Annotated in this window: 10 protein-coding genes; 8 read left to right on the top strand and 2 right to left on the bottom strand. The window is 67.3% G+C overall.

Features of this window, described 5'->3' with window-relative positions; genetic code table 11:
* Positions 1–73: 73 nt before the first annotated feature.
* From LVJ94_46405 to LVJ94_46370, 8 genes are all read left to right on the top strand, one after another.
* A complete protein-coding gene (locus LVJ94_46405) occupies positions 74–388 on the top strand; it encodes a hypothetical protein (protein WXB04324.1) in 315 nt (104 codons plus the stop codon).
* A gap of 105 nt (positions 389–493) precedes the next feature.
* Positions 494–967 (top strand): DUF4279 domain-containing protein, encoded by a 474-nt coding sequence (locus LVJ94_46400; protein WXB04323.1) that lies wholly within the window; start codon positions 494–496, stop codon positions 965–967.
* A gap of 35 nt (positions 968–1002) precedes the next feature.
* A complete protein-coding gene (locus LVJ94_46395; protein WXB04322.1) occupies positions 1003–1587 on the top strand; it encodes a hypothetical protein in 585 nt (194 codons plus the stop codon).
* A gap of 440 nt (positions 1588–2027) precedes the next feature.
* Positions 2028–4874 (top strand): poly-gamma-glutamate biosynthesis protein PgsC/CapC, encoded by a 2847-nt coding sequence (locus tag LVJ94_46390; protein ID WXB04321.1) that lies wholly within the window; start codon positions 2028–2030, stop codon positions 4872–4874.
* Positions 4874–6913 (top strand): hypothetical protein, encoded by a 2040-nt coding sequence (locus LVJ94_46385; protein WXB04320.1) that lies wholly within the window; start codon positions 4874–4876, stop codon positions 6911–6913. Before LVJ94_46390 ends, LVJ94_46385 begins: the two co-directional genes overlap by 1 nt.
* Positions 6914–6923: 10 nt before the next feature.
* The gene (locus LVJ94_46380; protein WXB04319.1) at positions 6924–7919 is read left to right on the top strand and encodes a hypothetical protein; all 996 of its coding nucleotides are present in this window, start codon (positions 6924–6926) and stop codon (positions 7917–7919) included.
* Positions 7916–12142 carry a hypothetical protein gene (locus LVJ94_46375; GenBank protein WXB04318.1) on the top strand — a complete coding sequence of 1409 codons (4227 nt, stop codon included), beginning with the start codon at positions 7916–7918 and terminating at the stop codon, positions 12140–12142. The genes LVJ94_46380 and LVJ94_46375 overlap by 4 nt, the downstream gene beginning before the upstream one ends.
* Positions 12112–15981, top strand: coding sequence for a hypothetical protein (locus LVJ94_46370; GenBank protein ID WXB04317.1), 3870 nt, complete (start codon positions 12112–12114; stop codon positions 15979–15981). The genes LVJ94_46375 and LVJ94_46370 overlap by 31 nt, the downstream gene beginning before the upstream one ends.
* Before the next feature lie 12 nt (positions 15982–15993).
* Here the strand turns inward: LVJ94_46370 and LVJ94_46365 are convergent, their stop codons facing one another.
* Both LVJ94_46365 and LVJ94_46360 read right to left on the bottom strand, forming a co-directional pair.
* The gene (locus tag LVJ94_46365) at positions 15994–18918 is read right to left on the bottom strand and encodes a serine/threonine-protein kinase (protein ID WXB04316.1); all 2925 of its coding nucleotides are present in this window, start codon (positions 18916–18918) and stop codon (positions 15994–15996) included.
* 227 nt (positions 18919–19145) lie between these two features.
* Positions 19146–19724: a hypothetical protein gene (locus LVJ94_46360; GenBank protein ID WXB04315.1), complete on the bottom strand. Its 579-nt coding sequence runs from the start codon at positions 19722–19724 to the stop codon at positions 19146–19148.
* Between the last annotated feature and the right edge of the window lie 49 nt (positions 19725–19773).

Here is a 19773-nt window from a genome sequence, read left to right as displayed (position 1 = left end):
TATTCGTCACATGCTTGGAAAAGTTGCGTAGATAGTTAGGGTGCTCTTCGCGCGCTGCTACGGCAAAAGGTAAATGATGAATTGGAAGAACGTGGCTCTGCATGGTTCGAATGGTATTGCCAGAGTATGTGGAGAGTACGAGATCACGGATACACGCCTGCCAGCCGCAAAATATAAGATCAAAGTCTTGGAACGACGCGAGAGCTTCTTTGCGTCTCCGAATGTTGCAGTGAAGGAAAGCGACGGCACGCCCGAATGGATCGGTGGCCTTGGTAGGACGGAACTCGAGGCGCTCCAGGATGCGATTGCTCGAATGGGAGAACGGTTTGCTCTTCGGAGTCGGTGGAATGAAGATGAGTTGGAATGGAGCGACCCGCGGGATTTTTGAACTTCGCTTCAACGCGATTCAAACGACGCTACACGACGCAATTGTTTCGAACAGCTTCCGGGTGGCGGGTCAACTGCAGCCGAATTTCTACCATGAGAGGTCGCAATGAACGATAGAATCCGGTCGCGGCGCACACCCTATGACGATAACTATGAAACGTGCCTCGAAACGCGAACGGTCTTTACCGTCTACCCCAAACGAATATCCCCTGATGAGCTGACTCGGCGTCTTGGACTCGAGCCCTCATCCACCCAACGAGCGGGTGAAGCGCGGACCAATAGTCTCGGACGACAGCGCGTGGTTCCTGTCAATGGCTGGTTCCTCTCGTCGGAGGGCCACGTGACGTCGAATGATCTGCGCCGTCACCTCGATTGGTTGCTTGCGAAACTGCAGCCCGTCAATGCGGCAATAAGCGCCCTTCAGAACGAAGTCGATGTTTCGATGAGTGTTAACTGTATATGGTGGTCACGAGGCAGTGGAGGACCGACGCTGTGGCCCGAACAGATGCTTGCCCTTGCCAATCTCGATTTGGAATGTGCGTTCGATATCTATTTCGTAGATGAGGATCCGCGCGAGTAAGCTGAAGGTGAAACATGGCTTCGGAACCATCGCTTTTGACGATCGCGGACGAGTATTTGGACGAGAACCGGTTTGCGCTTGCTCGCGACGCATACCGAAATGCCTTGGCGGAAGGCGAAGGGGGTTCTCATGCTTTTGCGAATCTCTCGACCTCCGAAAACGCCGAAGCGTTCGGCTTTTTGATCGAATTGATCACGCGCTATCCGGAATGGGTCGAGGCGCGGCTGGCTTTGGCGAATGCTTATTCGGCAGCTCGGAAGCTGCCGAATGCCATGGCGCAATATACCATCCTGCTCGATAAAGGCTTGTCTCCTGACGAGGTGCGGCGTATTCGCCTGGCTCGGTACCGGGTGGCGGTTCCCGCCATCGCGATAACGACCGCACGGGATGATTTCATGTACCTTTGGGGGCTGGCCCGTCAACACGAGAGGTTCCGTCGACTTCGCGGAATCTTGGTGGGAAGACTGGCCGAACTGCGGACGTCGAGGGGGATGAATGTCTTGGCAGCGATTCGAGACGCGCTTCCCGAAGAGGCCGAGCTTCGCCAATTCTTGGATGCGAAAGAGCACGAGCTGAAGGCCTTGTCCGCCCTGACCGATGGAACGAATTCGGCCGAATAACATGACCGGTTGATAGTTTGCGCGGCCATGGCCCTCAAGACGTTACGGGGCGGGGCCCGTCCGCTCCACGAAGGTGGAGTACCCACTCGTGTAGCTGTTGGATTTGAACAGGGAGATCGGGAGATCGGGAGGTTTTTTTTGATTCAGATCTTCAGATCTCCCGATCTCCCGATCTCCCTGTTCAAACTCAAATGGCTTCTACTCGACGAGCACGACTCCGTTTCTCGCTAACGGCTGCGCTCTCGTTCCCTGGGCTCTTTTCTCACCAGGCGGACGTAGACGATCCACGCAGACATCGATGATCCATGCGGAATCCCGATTTCCGCACGGGGCGTGCTCTGTTTTCCGCGCAATGCGATGGATGAGGCGCGCGATCCAGGGCGGAACGCGCATTGCACCAGGGAGGGTTGCCGAGACGAAGCGTTTCCCAAGCGAGCACCATGCACGCCCTGGCCATTTTTCCGTCGTCGGGCTTCGATCAATCGGTCACGACGCCGGTGCTCATCGGGGTTCTGATCTCGTGGTTCTTTACGGAGACCTTTGGATGGGTCTTCGCGGGACTTGTCGTCCCCGGCTATCTCGCGGCCGTGTTCTTGGTGGAACCCGCGTCGGGGGTCGTCGATGTCGTCGAGGCGGTTCTGACCTTCGGGGTGGCCCGCATCATTGGAGAGTACCTACCGCGCAGTGGGGTCATGAGCCGCGTCTTCGGGCGCGAGCGATTTCTGCTCATCGTGCTCGTGAGCATCCTCGTGCGCCTCGCGGTGGAGGGGTGGCTCCTTCCGCGTACGCTGACCCGTGCGACATGGGCGTATTCCGTAGGGCTGGTGCTGGTGCCGCTCGCGGCCAATGCATGCTGGAAGACCGGACTCGTTCGCGGCATCGTCCAGAATGGGGCCCCCGCGCTCGCGGTGTACCTCCTCGTTCGATACGTCTTCCTTCCCCATACGAACCTTTCGCTGTCCGGCTTCGAGCTCGCCACGGAGAATGTCGCGGCCAGCTTTCTCGGGTCGCCCAAAGCGTACACGTTGCTCATCACCGGTGCGCTCCTCGCCGCCGTGGCCAATCTCCGTTACGGGTGGGACTTCAATGGCATCTTGATTCCGGCCCTTCTCGGGCTCGTGGTCACGGAACCGGTGAAGTTGGTCGCCACATTTGCCGAAACCGCGATCCTCTACACGGTGGTCCTTGGCCTGCGCCGGTTCACGCGGCTGTCGCGCTCGAACATCGCAGGTCCGCGCCGTGTGGTCCTCTTCTTCACGGTGGACTACGCGCTGCGGTTCGTTTGGGCGGCTGCCATGGGGCCTCGCCTGCCGGGGGGCGACATCGTGGCGTTCATGGGCTTCGGGTACCTCTTGCCGACCCTGCTGGCCGTGAAAATCTCGGAACGCGACAACCCCGCGCTCGTGCTTCTTCCGACATTGAAGGTCAGCGTCGTCGGGTTCGTCCTCGGCTCGCTCGTGGGCTTCGGTGCGCACCTCACCGATCGCGCCACGGGGATCGCGCTGGCGGCCCCCGTGGTGCGGTCCCTTCCGCCGCCGCCGCGCATGGCCGCCGGTGCCGCGCTCTGGGCGGGGGCCACCGCCATCGATGGCGTGTCGGAGCCCGACGAGGCCATCACCGGCGACCTCTCGCTCGTCCGCGACACCTTGCTCGCGGCGTGCGCAGACCCGCAGCGTGCACGCGACGGGGGCATGGATGCCACCCGCATCGACGACGACGTATGCCTCGTGCGGGAGCGCTTCGAGCGACTGGGCACGAGGCGCGGCGTTCCCACCTACCTTTTGCGCGCGAACCTCCCGCCCGACCCGATCGTCGCGCTCGTGCCCACGCCCCTGGCGAGTCCGGCGATGGCCGCCGCGGCGGGCCAGCTCCTGAGGCTCGGCGAGGTGGATGCCGCCGTCATCGCGGGCATCGAGGAGCCGAAAACGGCGTGGATCGACCTCGAAACGACGGCGCACGCTGCGGCGCGGTGGCTGGCCAGCGGGGGCGTGCTTCTCACCGTGCGCGACCGCGAGGATCCGCGGATGAGCGGCTTCCGACCCTTTCCGTCGGGGATGGCGGCACGCCTTCGTGGCGCAGAGGCGCGCTTCGAGAACAGCGGCCTGGGGGCCATCGAGCGCGACGTGGTGCTCTCGCTCGACGCGCGTGCCATCGGACGCGCCTTGGCTCCGCCGCCCGTCTCGGTGCGGCTCGATAGCGCCACATCGATGGCGGCGGCGCTGGAGACGGTCCGGCCCATCACGCGGCCCGACGAGGTCGAAGACTTGGTGGCGCTCCGCAGACTGGTCCTGGAGCCGCTTCTTTCGAGCCAGGCGACGGAGGCCGCGCGCGAGCTTGCGCCGTTCGCGGCCTCGGTTCTCGGCTATCGGCTTACCAAGAAGACGGCGTGGGCCATGGGTGGCCAAGGCGTGGCCCTTCTCCCAGAGGAGGGCCCTCGTCCGGTGGCGATTTTCGTCCGTGCGAGCGGTGCGCACGAACGGGTCCTCGAAGCGCCGCTCGGCGTCGACCGCGGCGTGCGCGATCTGGCGTTGCGGCTCGGCGTCGCGCTCGAAGCGGACGCCGTCATCCTCGGCGAGGTCTTCGACGGAGCAATGCGCGGTGGGGCCGTGCGCGCGGCGCACACGGCGGCGACCGAAAGCCGCAGCCCCACGGTGTTTCTCGTCCGCCAGGATCCGTCCCGTGACGATGCGACGGTTGCGGCGTGGATGGACGACGGGACCGCCATCGCGGCCGCGCGCGCGGCACTCGAGGGAGTCGGGCTCTCCGCCCCGGAGGTGCCGCTCGACCCTTCGCTGCGGCACCTTTCGACGCGGACGCTGCTGCGCCCGACCTCGTTCGTGGCCATTTCGGCGGGGGCCCGGGCCCTTCGCACGGCGTCCCTCGACGATGCCAGGCGCTCGTGGGAGCGGATGCCGGCGTTGACCTTGCACGATGGAACCCTCGGCGCGATGGCCGCCCTCGTGGCCGGCGATCTCGACGCCGCGATGGAGGACGCGGTGGCCGATGATCGAATCGAAGAGACCGTCCGGCGCGCCGCGGCGGATGCAAGCATCGCCTCCACACGCCGCCTCGAGACGGACATCCAGAGGGGCGCGGTGCGCGCGACCATCGTGAGCGCCCGCGAAGGAACCTTCTTGATCGCGGCGGCCCGCAAACGCGGTCGCCGCCTTCTGGTGGCTGCGCCCATTTCGTCGAGCGTCCGCGATTGGCGCGTCGAGCGCCGTGAAACCTTCGCCGCGTGCACACGCGAGCCGGTGCTGGTCGGCGTCTGCGAGGCGGACGGGTGATGGCTCTTCGCGCACCCGCCCGCCGCGCGCCCGCCCCGCGCGCGAGGGCCCTCTCCATGGCCACGCAGACCCTCGAGCTGGTCATCGAGCCGCAGATCCGGCGCTTCCCCGTCCACCGCTACCGGGGGGCGGCGCTCGGCGTGTTGATCTTGGGCATCGCTGCGTTCTTTGCCGTCCGCGAGATCGCCCAGATGGAACCGCTCCTCGCCGCCCAAGGCTCGAATGCCGTGCGCGCGGTCCTTTACGAATTGCCGAACGGCGGTGAACTCCGCGTGCCCATCGAGCCGGGCACCGACGTCGTGCGCTTCGTCGCCCATGCCTACCGGCGTGGGGACCTTTCCCTTTCACCGCGCGTCGTGCACCTCGTCGTTTCCGGGCGCGGCGAACACGCCGCGCGGACGGAGGAACTGCACCTCGAGGCACCGGGTCTTTGCTCGCGCGTCACCCCCGAGGAAAGCGCTCTCCAGGTGGGCGATCCCATGCCGTTCGAAATCGACGTGCACGATCTCGGGGTCGGAGAGCTCTCGGTGAAGCTCGTCACCGTGGACGGGGCCGATGGCCTGCTGGCCCGCGCGTACCGCCGAGAGCAGCTTTCCAATGCCGAGGCTGCGATCCGCGATGCAGCGCTCGCGCGTTCCCGCAAGGACGAGCTTGCGCGTTCGGCGTGGGAGCTCGGGTGGGACGACCTTACGGCGCTGGAGCGTGAGGCGATCTTGAGGACGCGATGGCACAAACTGGGGGCCTTGCGCGGCGCGACGCACGAGTTGCGCTCGGCCTCCGTCGTGATGTCGCCGCCCCCGCGCCGCGAGATCGTGGCGCGGCGTGACGAGCTTCTCGGTCGCGTACCGCTGCACGGAGACGAACGGATCGCGTTGCGCTTGCATCCGGGAGCCCGCCTTCGCGTGGCCTCGGAGGAGTCCACCACCTTGCATGTACTGACGCGCGACGCCCTCGGTGTCGAGCAAGAGACGACGGCGCAAGCCGACGCGGAGATCGGTCCCTTCGGGGATCTTCGCAGCGTCGAGGTTCAGGCCAATCGAGATGGCTCGGTCGAGGTGGGCGCATCCTCGGCGGCGCAGGTCGACTGGTTCGGATGGACCGACGCCTACCGGGCGACGGTGCGGTTGCCCGTGGAGGTGGAGTCGTCGGACGCTGCACGCGTTCTGCGCGTGACCGTGCGCCGGCCGATGGACCGCAGCGATGCCTCGATGGCCGCCACGGATGTGCGCATCGCCGTGAAAGGTCCAAAGACCGCGCTCTCGCAGACGTTTCGTGCCCGCCGCCCGCGTTCGCGCATCGATCGGTACGAGGGCGAAGGGCTCTCCGAGGCGCCGAGCGATGGGGCTGTATTTTACGTGGTGCTTCTTCGAGGCATGACCGCGAGCATCGTCCCCCTCGAGGGTGCGCTCGACGTATCCCTCGCGGAGCTCGATGAATCCGCGCCGGCCCTCCCGCTCGGGCTTCGACGGACGCCCGAGCCGGCGTCGCGGCCGTTCGTTCCGCGGCGTCCGTCGAACGCGGCCGCATTCGAGCCGGATGCGCACGAGGTCGTGCGGACCGCGCGATGGATCCCACCGGTGACGGCCCACCCCGGCGTCGCGCTGGGGCACGCGAAACACGGCCGCGGCGAGCGGATCCTGCGCGATGCGAAGACGTTCGAAGTGCTCGGCGACGGGGGCTTCGAGCTCGAGAACGATGGCCGCCGGCCGCTCGTGGTCCCCATCGTCGCGCTGTCCAACACGACCACCACGTTGACGATTCAGGCCGAGCGCGGTGCTGAGCCACCCCGTCCGGGGCTCCGCGAGGCGTGGACCTTGCCGCGCACCATGGAGGTTCCGGCCGGGGAGGCCACCCGCGCGGCCTTCGTGATCGGAGAGGACATTCCACCGGGGCGGCTGCGCCTTCGCATCACACGGATGGACGAGCTGGATGGGCATTCGGATGGGCACCGGGCGCGGGTGCTCGTCCACCTTCCGTGGGCGATCACGAACCGCCGAGCGGCCGGGCCGCGTTGGGTTTCGGGTTCTTTCGAGGAATAGGTGGCAGAAGGTGAATTTTCGGTCGGTTCGCATCCCCAGTTTGATTGTCGGCACCGCACTCGTCGCGGGGGCATGCCGGTGCAGCCCGACGCCGCCGCGGGGCGAGGTCAAGACCGCCGCGCCCAAGATCGAAGAGGAGCCCGTTGTGATGGCCAAGCAAGATGACCCGCCGGACCTCGAAGTACCGACGGAATGCCCTGCAGCGCTGGCGCAAACGCGGCGCCACGGAACCCGGCCCAACGCGTACGTGATCCCCAGCGTCGACGAGCTGCGCCAAGGACGCGCATGGATGGCGCAACTTCTCGCGGGCGACGCGCGCATGGACGCGGCGCACCGCCTCGGTTTCGAGACCGTGCCCCTGGAGGAGTGGCCCGACACCGTGCTGGTGCGTGAGGTGGGGGACCGACGCCGCGGCGGCGGCGCGTACGTCGTGCGAAAGGGTTCGGCCTCGTCGCTCCTCGTGCAGGCGCCGCACACGTTTTACGACCAAGGTACCTTCCCACTGGCGTGCGAGCTCTTTCAACGGACCCGCGCGCGGGCGCTGTTCATCAACACGGTGCATCGCTACCGAGCATCGCCCGCCGCCGAGGACGGCAGCCACCCCTCCGACGTGGCCCACGCTGCGAATTCGATCTTTCACGCCTTCACCGAGGGGGCCGTGGACGCCATCACCCCCATCTCGGTGGTGCAGCTTCACGGGTTCGTCGAGCGAAACGTGCCCGCCCATGCCGTTGTGTCGACCGGCGAGAAGCAGGCAGGTGGGCCGCTCGTCGCGAAGACCGCACGCGCGCTCGAAGGCGTGTTGGGCCCCCGCGTGTTCCGCTACCCGGAGGACACGCGCGAACTCGGGGCGCTGACCAACGTGCAGGGCATCCTCGTGCGTCGCGCCGGCGGTCGCTTCTTGCACGTGGAAATGGCCGAAGCCACGCGCCGAGATCTCCTTCGCGACGCGTCGTTGCGCGCGAAGACCCTCGACGCCCTTGGTGCTTCCGTGATGGCGCCATGATGCCGCCGACCCTTGGCCGCTCTCTCGGAGCGCTCGCCGGTGTGGGCTTCTTGTGTCTCGGGTGCACCAACCCGCGCACACCCGTATCCGGAATCGTCGTCTGGCAGCGCGCGGGTGAAACCCAAGAGCTACCGGTTTCCCCCGGCGACGTGCTCCGTGTTGCATCGAAGGCGAGGATGCGGGTGGTCGACGTGATCCGCGGGCCCGAAGGTGAGGTCGAGGCCGCGCATTGGCTGGAGCCCACGAACGGTGTGGCCTTGGTGCGACCCCCGCTGGGGGTGAGCGCGATGCGCTTTCCGCCCAACACGACCGTGTTCATGGGCTCTGCGAAAGAGCCCGAGGTGGGGTGGTTCGCGTTGGAGCGTGAGGCGCTTGCCTGGGCGCGCGCGCCGCTGCGTACGCCGTTTCCGTCGCTCGCGGCGGCGCCGAGGCTCGATCCGAGCGACGCCAAGGATCTCGACGGCGCCCTCGCTCAGGCGCACGCGCCGGAGGGCATCGCGGTGGCGATTCGGTCCATCTTCGCCCTTCGCGCCGTGCGCACGCTGGAGGGGCTGCGCCCGTACCCGTACGCGCGAAACCTGGGCCTTACGCCTTCGGGAGCGCCACGTCCGACGCGACTCCTCGACGAGCGAACCTATTTCGAACTGCCCGAGGGGCAACCCGCCAGCGTCACCGTTTCCGGTCCGGCGAACCTCGTCGTTCTCGCCCGCGTTGCGCGAGCGTCGGCCGACGCGATGGCCGAAGTGCGCGTGACGGAGCGGGATCACGTGCGTGGGACGACACGTGCCAGGATTCGGCGCCTCGCCGCCGCGGATCCCGAGCCGGTGGCGTTGCGGCGCGTGTTCGTTCACGTTCCGCCGGGCCGCCACACGTACGTCGTGACCGCGTCGGGGGCTCCGGCCTGGGTTGCACCCGTGCAGACGTCGGCCTCTCGGCGCATCGAGGACGCGGTCCAAGGCGTCGACGAAACGCACTGGCTTGCCGCGGCCCGTCGCGCGTGCGATGCACCGGAGCAGGCGGCACCCTGCGCGATGGCCCTCGCGCTCGCGGGCGAAGACGATGGACCGGTTTTTCAGAGGGCCCGTGTGGCCGCCTCTCCCCTCGCGCGGCAGGTGGCCGAGGGGCTCGCGGCCGGGGCCCCGGCGGATCGCGCCGCCGAGCTCGAGTCCGAGGCCTCCCTTGGAGATCCCGAGGCGCTCGCCCGGGTGGCCGAGGATTCTGCATCCAGCGTCGATGCGAGTCTGCGCGATGCATGGTGGCGTGGAACGCTGCGCGGCACGTCGTGGACGCCCGTCGATCCTGCCCAAGAGCGAACGTGGTTCCGCATCCCCCGACCGGGTGAGCCACAGCTCGACGAGAACGCCGTCACGGTGGTGGCCTTGCCTTGGCGCCGCATCAAGGCCGTCCAGTTGCTCGCCACGGCACCCTGCGCGTCGGGCGAGCCGATCCGCCTCGAGGTCGACGGGCAAACGCTGACCGCGCAGCCGGGGTCGTCGCGCGCGCTATGGCATGTTGCCGTGCATGGGCCCCAAGCTCGGATCCGGCGACTCGATCGTGGTCCCGGTCAAGTGTACGTCGTGCCCAACGACGGCGGCGAAGGTCTCGGTACGTTCATGCACCCGGCATCGCCGCTCGGCGTTGCGCGCGCGCTTTCCTTTCCGGCCGATGTTTCTGCGGCCGGTCTCGAAGTGTGGCTGGCCGAGGGGATGGGCTCACGCCCCTTCACCCTCGAGTCGCATGATGGCCGGCACCGTATCGAGGGCACCGCACGCGCGGGCACCGCGGGTGTGACCGCCATCGACGAACGCGGCACGCGATGGCGTCGCGTGGCGACCATCGCTTTGCCGGCTTGGGCAGCCCAAGGAGCGCGTGCATTGGGGAGCGACGGCATCGCCGTGCGGGCCGTGGTCCGCGGCGCGACCCGCCAGGAGGCCACCATCGCGGCCCCGCACGCGCAACCGGCCGATGTCGATGCCGTTTTGGCGGCGTCACGGAGACTCCTCACCGTCAAGACGCGTGCGGATCGAGGCGCAGCGCATCTCGAACGCGCGCTTCTCCTCGCCTCGTACGGATTCGATCGGGCGGCCATGGACGATGCCACGCTGGCGAAGGAGTACGGTGCCACCGCCGCGCACGGAGAAGATCCGGTGCTGGCCGTGCGCCGGGCGACCCTCCCCGCGCCTCCGAAGGAGGTCGAGCTCACGGGGCCCGCGTACGGGATCGAGCCCGACTTCGATGCCAAGGCCGTGCGCTGCGCGGAGGCCGACGGCCCGCGTTCGCGCCTCGCCCAGCTCGATGCCACCTTGCGGGAGCGTGGCAAAGGCGCATCGTTCGATCGAGCGCTCGCCGCAAAGGTGGCATCGCTGGCCTTCGACGCGCCGAACGACCCGCGTTCCGAGGGGCTCCTCACGCGGGCGATGTCCGGCTCCAAGTGGCGATTGCTGCGGGACGTGGATGGCGGAGGCGGTCGCGTCCCGCGGGTGCATACCAAGGAGGAGAACCCCGTGATCGATGCCGACGGCCGCCTCAAGCCACGCATGCTGGCGGGCGATCCGTTCGGAGCGCGGTTCGTGAGCGTCTCCGCCGAGCGACCGGCTCGGGCCTTCCTCGACCGCGGTGCCGCCAAGGCGCGCCTCGATGTGCTCTGCGTGGCGCGCAGGCCGAACGCCGACACGGCGTGCCCGCTGAAGATCGTCTCGGGGGACGCTCGTGTGGTCCCCCGGCTCGACGGCGACGGCCGCGGGAGCGTCGAGCTTCCGCCGGGGCGCGGTCGAGGCAAAGGTGCCGAGCTCGAGATCGCGCTGCCGGAGGTGCCGGAGGATTTCGTCGCGTTGATCCGCGTCGTCCTCGATCGCCCCACGCCGGGCGCGACCCAGGTCCCCGGTGTGGGGTGGGTGCTCGACACGCCGAGCCTCCAATACCGGTTCCTGCTCGCTCCCGGCCGCCCGATCCGCGCCCATCCTTCGACGCCGACCCTCGTGCGCGTCGATGCCCTTGCCGAGGAGGGCGCGTCGGCCGACGTCGTCATCTCCGTCGGCGGTCGCAGCATCGCCCTCGCGGCCACCGGTGAAGCGCGCATCCTGCCCGTGCCCAAGGGGGCCGAGGTCGTCGTGGCCGCGCGCTCCGGCTTGGCCACCGTCGCCATCGCCGAGCGCATCGAATCCGAGAACGTCGGGGGCGGAGCGGGCACGGAAGCACCGTCGCCAGCGGGCCAGCTCGAGTTCCACCCGGCCCGCGTGAGCCTCGACCCGGGCCGCGTTCGCGACGTGGTCGAATCGTCCCCGCGGCCACCCACGTGGCTCGAGGAACGCCTCGGCACCGTGGAGTCCAACACCGGCGGAGCGTCCCGAACGTTGCGGGACGGCGTCCGCGACGACACGGCCTCCGACACCTACGGGTTCCAGAGCATCACCTACCGCCGGCACATCGAGTCCATGAACCTATTCGCGCTCGGTGGTGTGCTTGCGCGGGTTCGCGACGGATCGCCCAGCTACGGAATCGCCGCGGCATTCCACCATGACGTCGAGCCCCTGCACCTGCGCCTCTCGGGCACGGCGGGCACCTTCACCCAGAGCATCGAGGGCGGGGCGGCGTACACCGTCCAACCTCGCGCATTCGTCGAATACCGCGGCCGCCTCACCAGCGATCTGTTCGCGATGCCGCGCCTCGGAATCGACGGCTATTACACTTCGTTCGCCGGCGCCCCCTCCTCGGTGCAGGGCATCGACGACGACGTGTACAACGCCTTCCGAGCGCGTCGAAACACGCTGCTCTATGTTCAGGGCCTCCTTTGGTACGCGCCCTTTTTCAACGACATCGTCTACCTCCGAACGCGGGGAAGCTACGACGCGACGAACAACGCCTTCAGCCATGCATCGCTCCGACCCGGGACCTACCTCCTCGTGCGCGCGCTGGAGTTCTCGGCCTTTCTCGATGCGCAGTACTACGCCGCGACCGCCTCGGCACGCTCGGAGTCCAGCCTCGACGTGGGGGCGGGTGGTGGCGTCGTCGTTCACCTGCCGCTGGTACCCGGTAGCTTCGAGATCCGCCCGAACGCGACGGGGCTCGTTCGCGACGATGGCGGATGGCACGTGCTTGCCGGCCTTGCCCTGGTCGCGAGCCCTCGGCGCGGCGCGCGTGACTATGCCTCGCTCGAGCTCGCGTACCCGGAAGGCACCAGTGGAGGTATCCCATGGCGGAACGAAGGCCGCGGCCAGCCTTGAGCGGTTCCCGCGACGATGATGTACTCGGCCCCCTGCGCCGCAAGCTTGCCGCGGCCGAAATTGCACGGGTCGAGGCGGTGGCTTGCCGGGGGCCGCGTGCCCTTCTGCAGCACGCCGCCGACCTCGATGCGCGAGCCGCCGCCCGCCGGGAAGGAGCGATCCCCAAGTCGGCCGCGCAGGTCGAGCGCACCGCGACCGAGGTCTTTCGCCTCGAGCTCGAGTGCGAGATCGCGCTAGTGGTGCTCCGCTCCCTGGGTACGGAAGCCGATGAGCGTACGCTTGGCGCCATCATCGCGTTGGCGCTGCGCCCCGGGAGGTGGTCGCGTCGCGTGGAGGCGTTCGCCCTGCTGCGCACCTTGGCCGAACCCGAGCTCCACGCCGAGTTGCGATGGTCCGCCGTCAAGGCCTGCCTCGATGGGCTGCTGCCGGTGCAGCACCGTTGGGTCCAAGTGGCCGCGGCGGAGACCTTGGCGCACCTCGATCCGGAGCGTGCGCGCGTCCATGTGCTCGCCCGATTCACCCATGCGCTGCCCGGCGACGACTTCCTCGTGCGCGCGCGCTTGGTCGAGCTCGCGGCGCGGCTTCCGTCGCGCACGTGGGGCTTCGTCCTCGACGAGGCGGTGCGCGATCCCAGCGAGCACGTGCGCCTCACGGCTGCACGCCTCCAGCCCGACCCACGCCAGCTCGCGCACACGGCCACGCACGCGTCGACCGGTAAGGTCCGCACCATGGCGCTCGTCTCGCTCGCGAAGCGGGGAAGCGGCCAAGAAGCGCAGCCCACGTTGCGGGCCGCGTTGGCCTCCGAGTCCTACCCCGACGCCATCGAAGCGGCCGCCGAGGGCTTCACCGTCCTGGCGAGACGCAAGGTCCTTCGCAACCTCGACCAAGCGGAGTCGTCCCTCGCGCTGGCGGCCGCGCGAACCGATCTCCCGGGCCGCACGCGCGCCGCCGTCGTGGAGGAGCTTTCTGCGGTCTCGGTTTTGGGCGATCCCTTCCTGCGACTCGTTCACGATCTCGTGTCGGACGCCGTCGTTCGCATCCCCGTCGGGAGCAGCGCCGTGCTCGCCCACGAAGCCCTCGAGGCCGTCACCGATGATCAGATGGGGCGCGTGCTGTCCGTGCTCGCGCGCGGTGACTTCGGGCTCTGCGCCGAGCGCCTTCGCGACGGCTTCCTCGTGCACCGCGGCGAGGTGCGAAGCTTCTCCGCGTGGCGCTGGCTGTTCGAGCTCCTCCACCCGATGCCCAGCAAGCGACAGGGCTACAGCCACACTTGGGCGCGCCGCCTGCGCGGAAACGTGCGCGCTCCCCCGCAAGGGCTGGCCGAGCTCTCCCCGACGCAGGTTCCGGGCGAGCGACTGCTCGTGGGCAAGCGCGGTGACTGGGGGCGGCATCTGCCCCTGGTCGACGACCTGCTTCACGCGGGCATCTTCGCCCCGCAGCCCGCCCGCATCGTCAGCCCGCTGGGAACGACCGTGGTGACGCCGCCCCGCGCGTTTCATGCGCGCCTCGCCGCGTGGGCGCGTCTATCCATGCATTATGCACGATTCGCCGCGCAGCGGCACCGATCGCTCGAGTCGGACGAAAAGGCCGTGCAGCGCGGCTTCGTGGATTCGGTTCGCCATGAAACGGGCATCGCCATCGACTTCATCCCACACCCCTTTGCCGCCCGGCTGCCCAGGCCTCCCGAGCTCGCCGCTATGGCACCGATTGCCGCATGGGGCGCATTCCCCGACGGCATCGTTCGCGATCTCCTGCACTATGCGGTCAGTGCGGAAGGCAACCGCCTCCCTCACGTGGGCGCGTACGCGGCAACCCTTCTCGTGGGCATGATCGCCCGCGCGGTGATGGCCCGCCGCCGCATCGACCAGGATCGCAAGGCCATCCCGCTCGTGGTCGGCGGCTGGGGAACGCGCGGGAAATCCGGGACGGAGCGGCTCAAGGCAGGCCTCTTCCAAGGACTCGGGTACGACGTTCTGGTGAAGACCACCGGCTGCGAAGCCATGTTCATCCACGGCATTCCCGGGCTGCGCGCGCAGGAGGTCTTCATCCACCGCCCGTACGACAAGGCGACCATCTGGGAGCAACGCGCACTCCTCACGCTCGCGCGACGCTTCGGGGTTCGCGTCTTTCTCTGGGAATGCATGGCGCTGCAGCCCGATCTGGTCAACCTCCTGCAAATGCAGTGGATGCGCGACGACTACTCGACCATCACCAACGCGTACCCCGACCACGAAGATGTGCAAGGCCCGGCCGGCTACGACGTGGCGCAGGTCATCAGCGAGTTCGTTCCCAAGAACGGCCGCCTCTTCACCACGGAGGACCAGATGCTGCCCTTGCTTCGCGAATCGGCGAATGCGCGCGGCACGTCCGTTCGTGCGGTCTCCGAGCGGGAAGCTGCGCTGATCGGTGACGACATTCTGGCGCGCTTCCCGTACCACGAGCACCCAAAGAACATGGCCCTCGTGGTGGCGCTCGCGCAGGCCCTGGGCGTCTCGTCGTCGGTGGCACTCGCGGAAATGGCCGATCACGTCGTGCCCGATCTCGGCGTCCTCAAGACGTACCCACGCGCCGAGTATGCCGGGCGTTCTCTGTCCTTCACCAATGGAATGAGCGCCAACGAGCGCACCGCGGCGCTGTCGAATTGGGTTCGCGCGGGCTTCGTGCGTGACGCGGACGCGGATCCCTCGCGTTGGGTCGTCACCGTCGTGAACAACCGCGCCGATCGGGTTGCGCGCAGCGAAGTCTTCGCGCGGTTCATCGTCGAGGACATCGCGGCGCACAAGCACGTCATCATCGGGACCAACGTCTCGGGCTTCTTGCGCTTTACCCGGGAAGCCCTGAATCGGTTCCTCGAGCGCACCGCCCCCACGCGCGATCTCGAGGGCGACGAGGCCGCGCGGTACGAGACGGTGGAGGAGCGGCTTCGCAAGGCATGGCAAAGGCTGTCCATTGGCGCCGCGACGACCGAAGCCGTGCTGGCCGAGCTCGAGGCGCGCTCGTGGCCGGATCTCGCGCCGGCCCTCGTTTCCGCGCTTCTCACCCCGTCGGGCGCCGGAGAAAGCGTGGAGCAAGGGCGGCGGGCCGTCGAGGCGGGGATGCCTTCCGGGTATCCGGCCGACGCACGCGCCTTCGTCGTCGACAGCCTCGCCCGCCGCCGCGCCACCCGCGCCGTGGATCTCGCGGCCGTCGCCCATGCGATCCGCGAGCCTGCGCGGCTCGACGCCATCTTCGCGCAGACCTACCGGGCGCTCTTCGAAGAGCAGCTCGTAGCGATCGACGAGCCGGCCATCAAGGGCGACGCCCTCATCGCGCGCATCGCGCAGACGGCGCCACCCGGAGCGCGCGTCGACATCATGGGGCTGCAGAACATCAAGGGCACCGGCCTCGATTTCGTCTACCGCTGGGTGAGCCTCGACACCGTCGCGCGCGCACTCGACAAAGTTGGCTCGCCGTCGCCCGAAGCATGGGACGAAGGCCTGCGCGAGCTCCTCACGTACGAAGGCTGGGGTCACGTCGAGGCATCGCACGCCCTGGCTGTGCTCGAGTCGCACCGCGCGCACGTCCCGCCGGATCGGGCCGTCCGCATCGACGCCGTCCTCACCTACCTGCGCCCCATCGAAGAGCAGCGCCGCCGCGCCCTCACGGCCAAGGCGTCCCGTTCCTTGCGCGAACGCCTGCGCGACTTCACGGGTCGAACCTTCGACTACCTCGATGCCATGCGCCGTCAGCGCATGGCCAAACGCGTCCTCGACGACCTCGTCACCCAGCGCATCTCCCACGCCGAAGCCGCCCTCGCCATGCGCGCCATCGTAGCCCGCGGCAAAATGGGGCAGGCGTAGCGTTCGTCCATCTCAAAGCGTCGCGTTCTTCGCCAGCCACGCCTGGACGGCGGCGGCATTCTGGGCATTCGCGCGGCCGGCGTGCTCGTAGTCGTCCGCGGCCTCGGTGGCCAGGTGGCGGGCGCGCTCGCGGTCGCCGCCCGTTTGCCAAAGAACGCGGGCGAGGCCGAAGTCGATGATGGCGCGGTACTCCCGTCGCGGTGACTTTTCGCCGTCGAGAAGCTTTTTGGCGCGCTCGAGTGCCGTGAGCGCTTGGGGGAGTTGGCCAAGTTGTTCGTAGCTTTCGCCGATGCACGAGAGGGCCATGGCGATGTGGACACCTTTTGGCCCGCCTTTGCGCTCGCCGTCCTCGAGCAGTTGCGTGCAGAGCTGCAGCGCCTCGCGCTCACGATGCAGAAGGCGCAAGATCCGCCCGAACCGCGCACCGGACGTGAGCGTGCCTGGATTGCCGGGACCGAGCAATTTTCGATTGGCGGCCAGTACCTGCTCGAATGTAGTCCGCGCCGCCTCCAGATGCCCGAGCGCGTCCTCCGCGCGGGCGATGCCCGCCAATGAGACCGTGGCGTCGGTGGTCTTCACGGGAAATAGGTCATACGACCGACGAAAGAGCGCCAAGGCCTCCGCCGGCTGGGCATCGACCAACAGCGCATTCGCGATTTCCGAGAGTGAAACCGGAACATCGGGGTCGATGTTCTCGGCCGAAGATACTTGCTCGACGATGCGCAAGGTCCGTTCCGCGACCGCGCGCGTGCCGGCACTGTCCCCTTGCTCGCTCAGGATGCGAGCCAGGATCGACAGCGTTTTCATGTTCTGCGGATGCTCGGGACCGAACATCGCCTCGGTCTCCGTCAGGGCCGCCCGCGCGTGCGCTGCCCCCGCGTCGAGTTGACCGATGGTCCGCTCGGTGATGGCGAGCTGCTGGTAAATCATGATACGGCGTATGTCGTTTTCGCCATAGGCGTGCCGTGACATGTCCAGGGCTGCATTGAATTGCTCCATCGCGCGCTCGTAACGCCCGCCTTCCTTGTCGAGGAGACCGCGTGTGGTGGCAAATTCGATATTTGCAGGGCCTCCGGGGTCGAAGCGCTTCACCATCGATTCGACCAATGGAATCAGCCGTTCGACCTCATTGGGCCGATCCGTCTCGAAACCGACGGTGATGATCAATTGATTCCAGAGGAACGGCAACAGCCTCTCATGTCCACTCGCTTCGGCCTCGGCGAGCGCCTGAACGATGTTTGCCTCCGACGCCTCGAAATTGTTGCCGGTACTTTGTATTTGACTGAGTCGATAGAGCGCTTCGGCCGCGAGCGCCTGATGGTGGTGCGTGCGTGCCAAATCGAGGGCTTGCCGCGCCGCCTCCTCACCCGGCCCGACTTGGCGTGCATCGTTGAACGCCCGGCTCTGCGCGAGAAGGTCACGAATGCGCTCCACGGTGGTCGCGGTGGCCTTGTCGTAAGCCGGCAACGGAGTGAGCGCGAGCGCCGCCACGTTCGTGCAGGCCGAGAGCGAGTCGAGCTGAATGAGCATATCGGGGGCCCGAAGACGCACGTCTCGGTCGCCACCGGAAAGCACGTCGGTCACGGCGCGCAACTCTCGGCGCCGTTCATCGAGGCACGAGGATGACCGCTTGTGCATCGCATTGTCTTCGTTGCGCCACCAATCCGTGCTTCGACAAAGCTCCATGCTCGTCTGTTTCCACTGGCCGGCATAGGCATCGAGGGTGGCCGCGACCTTTTGCCAAATATCGCGACCGAATGCCTTGGCATCGCCCACGAAGACACCTTCGACCTTGTCCCGTCGCGGCGTATCCCAGATATCGGCGAGTGCCTGCGTCGCCACCGCCTCGCATCGCTGCGCGCGGTGCTTTTGGAGGACCGGCACGCCAATGAGCCCGGCCGCCGCGCACACGATGGCGGCGATGCCGACACCGCGCCGGCGCCGCCGTCGTGGAACGGCGGCCAGTTCATCGAGCAGGTGCTCGATCGAGGAATATCGATTCGAGGGATCACGTGATAGACCCCGAGTCAGCACACGCAAATAGCCGGGGTCCAATCGACGGTTCGATATTTCGATTTCACCGGCGCAGAGCGCCTCCGCGGAAATGTGTCCACGCTTGTTTAGAAATGGATGCCGCCCAACGAGCGCTTCGTAGGCCACGCAGCAAAAGCTGAATTGGTCGCTGCGTGCATCGGTGGCCAAACCCAGATATTGCTCGGGCGACATGTAGGCCGGCGTTCCGAGGAACGCGCCGGTCTCCGTGATGCGCTGATCCAATACGGATGGCCACTCGCCGGGCGGCATGGGCACGGGGTCTTCGGATTTGTAGGCGTCCACGGCCCGCGCGAGCCCGAAATCGACGACCTTGACCCGTCCTTCCCGATCGATGAGCACATTTTCGGGTTTGAAGTCTCGATGCACCAGACCGGCATCGTGCGCGGCCGCGAGCCCGCGGCCCGCATGATCGAGCAGCTGCAGCAGCTTCCGGCGATCGTGCGCGCCGCGACGCAGCACGTCCCGCAAGGTGCTGCCCTCGATCAGCTCCATGGCGAAGAACACCTGCTCGCGAAACTCACCGACGTCGAAAATGCTGACGACATGCGGGTGAACGACCTTCGCCAGTGCCTGTGCCTCCCGCAGGAGCCGCGGTCGCGGACCCGTATCGCCGGCGTCGCTCGACCGGACGCGAATGACCTTTACCGCCACATTGCGATTGAGCTTTGGGTCGTAGGCACGGTAGACGCTGCCCATTCCCCCCGTACCGATCAAATCGATGACCAGGTAGCGGCCGACGTACGTTCCCGGTTCAATGGGGGGTGGGCGATCCTTCGTCCGGCGATCGGCCGGAGAGCGAGCATGCGAGGTGAGCGTTGCGCTGGGAGGGCTTTCCTGGGGCGTCAGTCTCCTTGCGCGCTTGCACGTCTCGCATTCGGACACGTGCGCTCGAATGGACTCATGCGAGGTCGCGTCCAATTCCCCCTGGGTCCACGCGAGGAGCTCTTCAGGCGAGGGGCACGGCATTCTTCGCTGACGCTGCGCCGAGCGTCACGAAAAATCAAGGTCCCGCAAGCGTGCGTGCCACGGCGGCGCTCGCCGCGCGCACGATGAAATTTGGTCCCAAAAGACCAATTGGTCCGCGCGGGCGCAGAGCCTTTGATCGCGCTTTAGTAATCGACGATCATCGGCAACCGCAGACGGAGCGCGTCGCTCAAGGCATCGTGCAAGGTTTGCCGCGCGGAGGAGGACTTTTCCGTCCACGTGCAGCTCTCCAACTCGCGCAAGGCGGCGCCCGCGGAGCCGGCGGTCCGTTCGAAGATGACCGGCATGTCGAAGGGCTCCTCGAACTCGACGGGGAAAAACAGGGTTGCACGGAGGTGCCTGGCCGTCAGCGCTTTCGGTTTCAAGAATCGGAAGATCGAACGCGTAGGTTCGGCGGCGGCTTCCGCGGCAAGGCTGTCGTACGACTTCGGGTCGACGCGATGAAACGTCGGGTCCGCGGCGGACGATTCATCCCAGAGATTCGTCGCGATCGGCGGCGGCAACATGCCCAAGTCATCGAGAAGCATGGGCAGCATCGCATGACGATGTCGAGGAGCATCCGGACCGCCGAATGGGATGCCCTTGGGCAGTTCGCGTGGCCCCTGCGGACCGACCATCACGTACGGGATCCCCTGATTCCAGACGAAGGTCATCGTCGGTGTGACGAAGTCGCCGCTGATGTACCGGCTCAAGGGCATTGTCATGAAATCGATGGCCACGCCCTACTGCTAAATGCAGTCTCTACGTTTGGCT

It is taken from the genome of Sorangiineae bacterium MSr11367, from assembly GCA_037157805.1.
In the GTDB taxonomy this organism is placed as follows: domain Bacteria; phylum Myxococcota_A; class Polyangia; order Polyangiales; family Polyangiaceae; genus Pendulispora; species Pendulispora rubella.
This window is presented reverse-complemented; position numbering and strand designations above follow the sequence as displayed.

Coding starts and splice junctions, on each gene's coding strand:
- LVJ94_46405 (WXB04324.1), top strand. CDS start 74: ATGATGAATTGGAAGAACGTGGCTCTGCATGGTTCGAATGGTATTGCC.
- LVJ94_46400 (WXB04323.1), top strand. CDS start 494: ATGAACGATAGAATCCGGTCGCGGCGCACACCCTATGACGATAACTAT.
- LVJ94_46390 (WXB04321.1), top strand. CDS start 2,028: ATGCACGCCCTGGCCATTTTTCCGTCGTCGGGCTTCGATCAATCGGTC.
- LVJ94_46385 (WXB04320.1), top strand. CDS start 4,874: ATGGCTCTTCGCGCACCCGCCCGCCGCGCGCCCGCCCCGCGCGCGAGG.
- LVJ94_46375 (WXB04318.1), top strand. CDS start 7,916: ATGATGCCGCCGACCCTTGGCCGCTCTCTCGGAGCGCTCGCCGGTGTG.
- LVJ94_46370 (WXB04317.1), top strand. CDS start 12,112: ATGGCGGAACGAAGGCCGCGGCCAGCCTTGAGCGGTTCCCGCGACGAT.
- LVJ94_46360 (WXB04315.1), bottom strand. CDS start 19,724: ATGACAATGCCCTTGAGCCGGTACATCAGCGGCGACTTCGTCACACCG.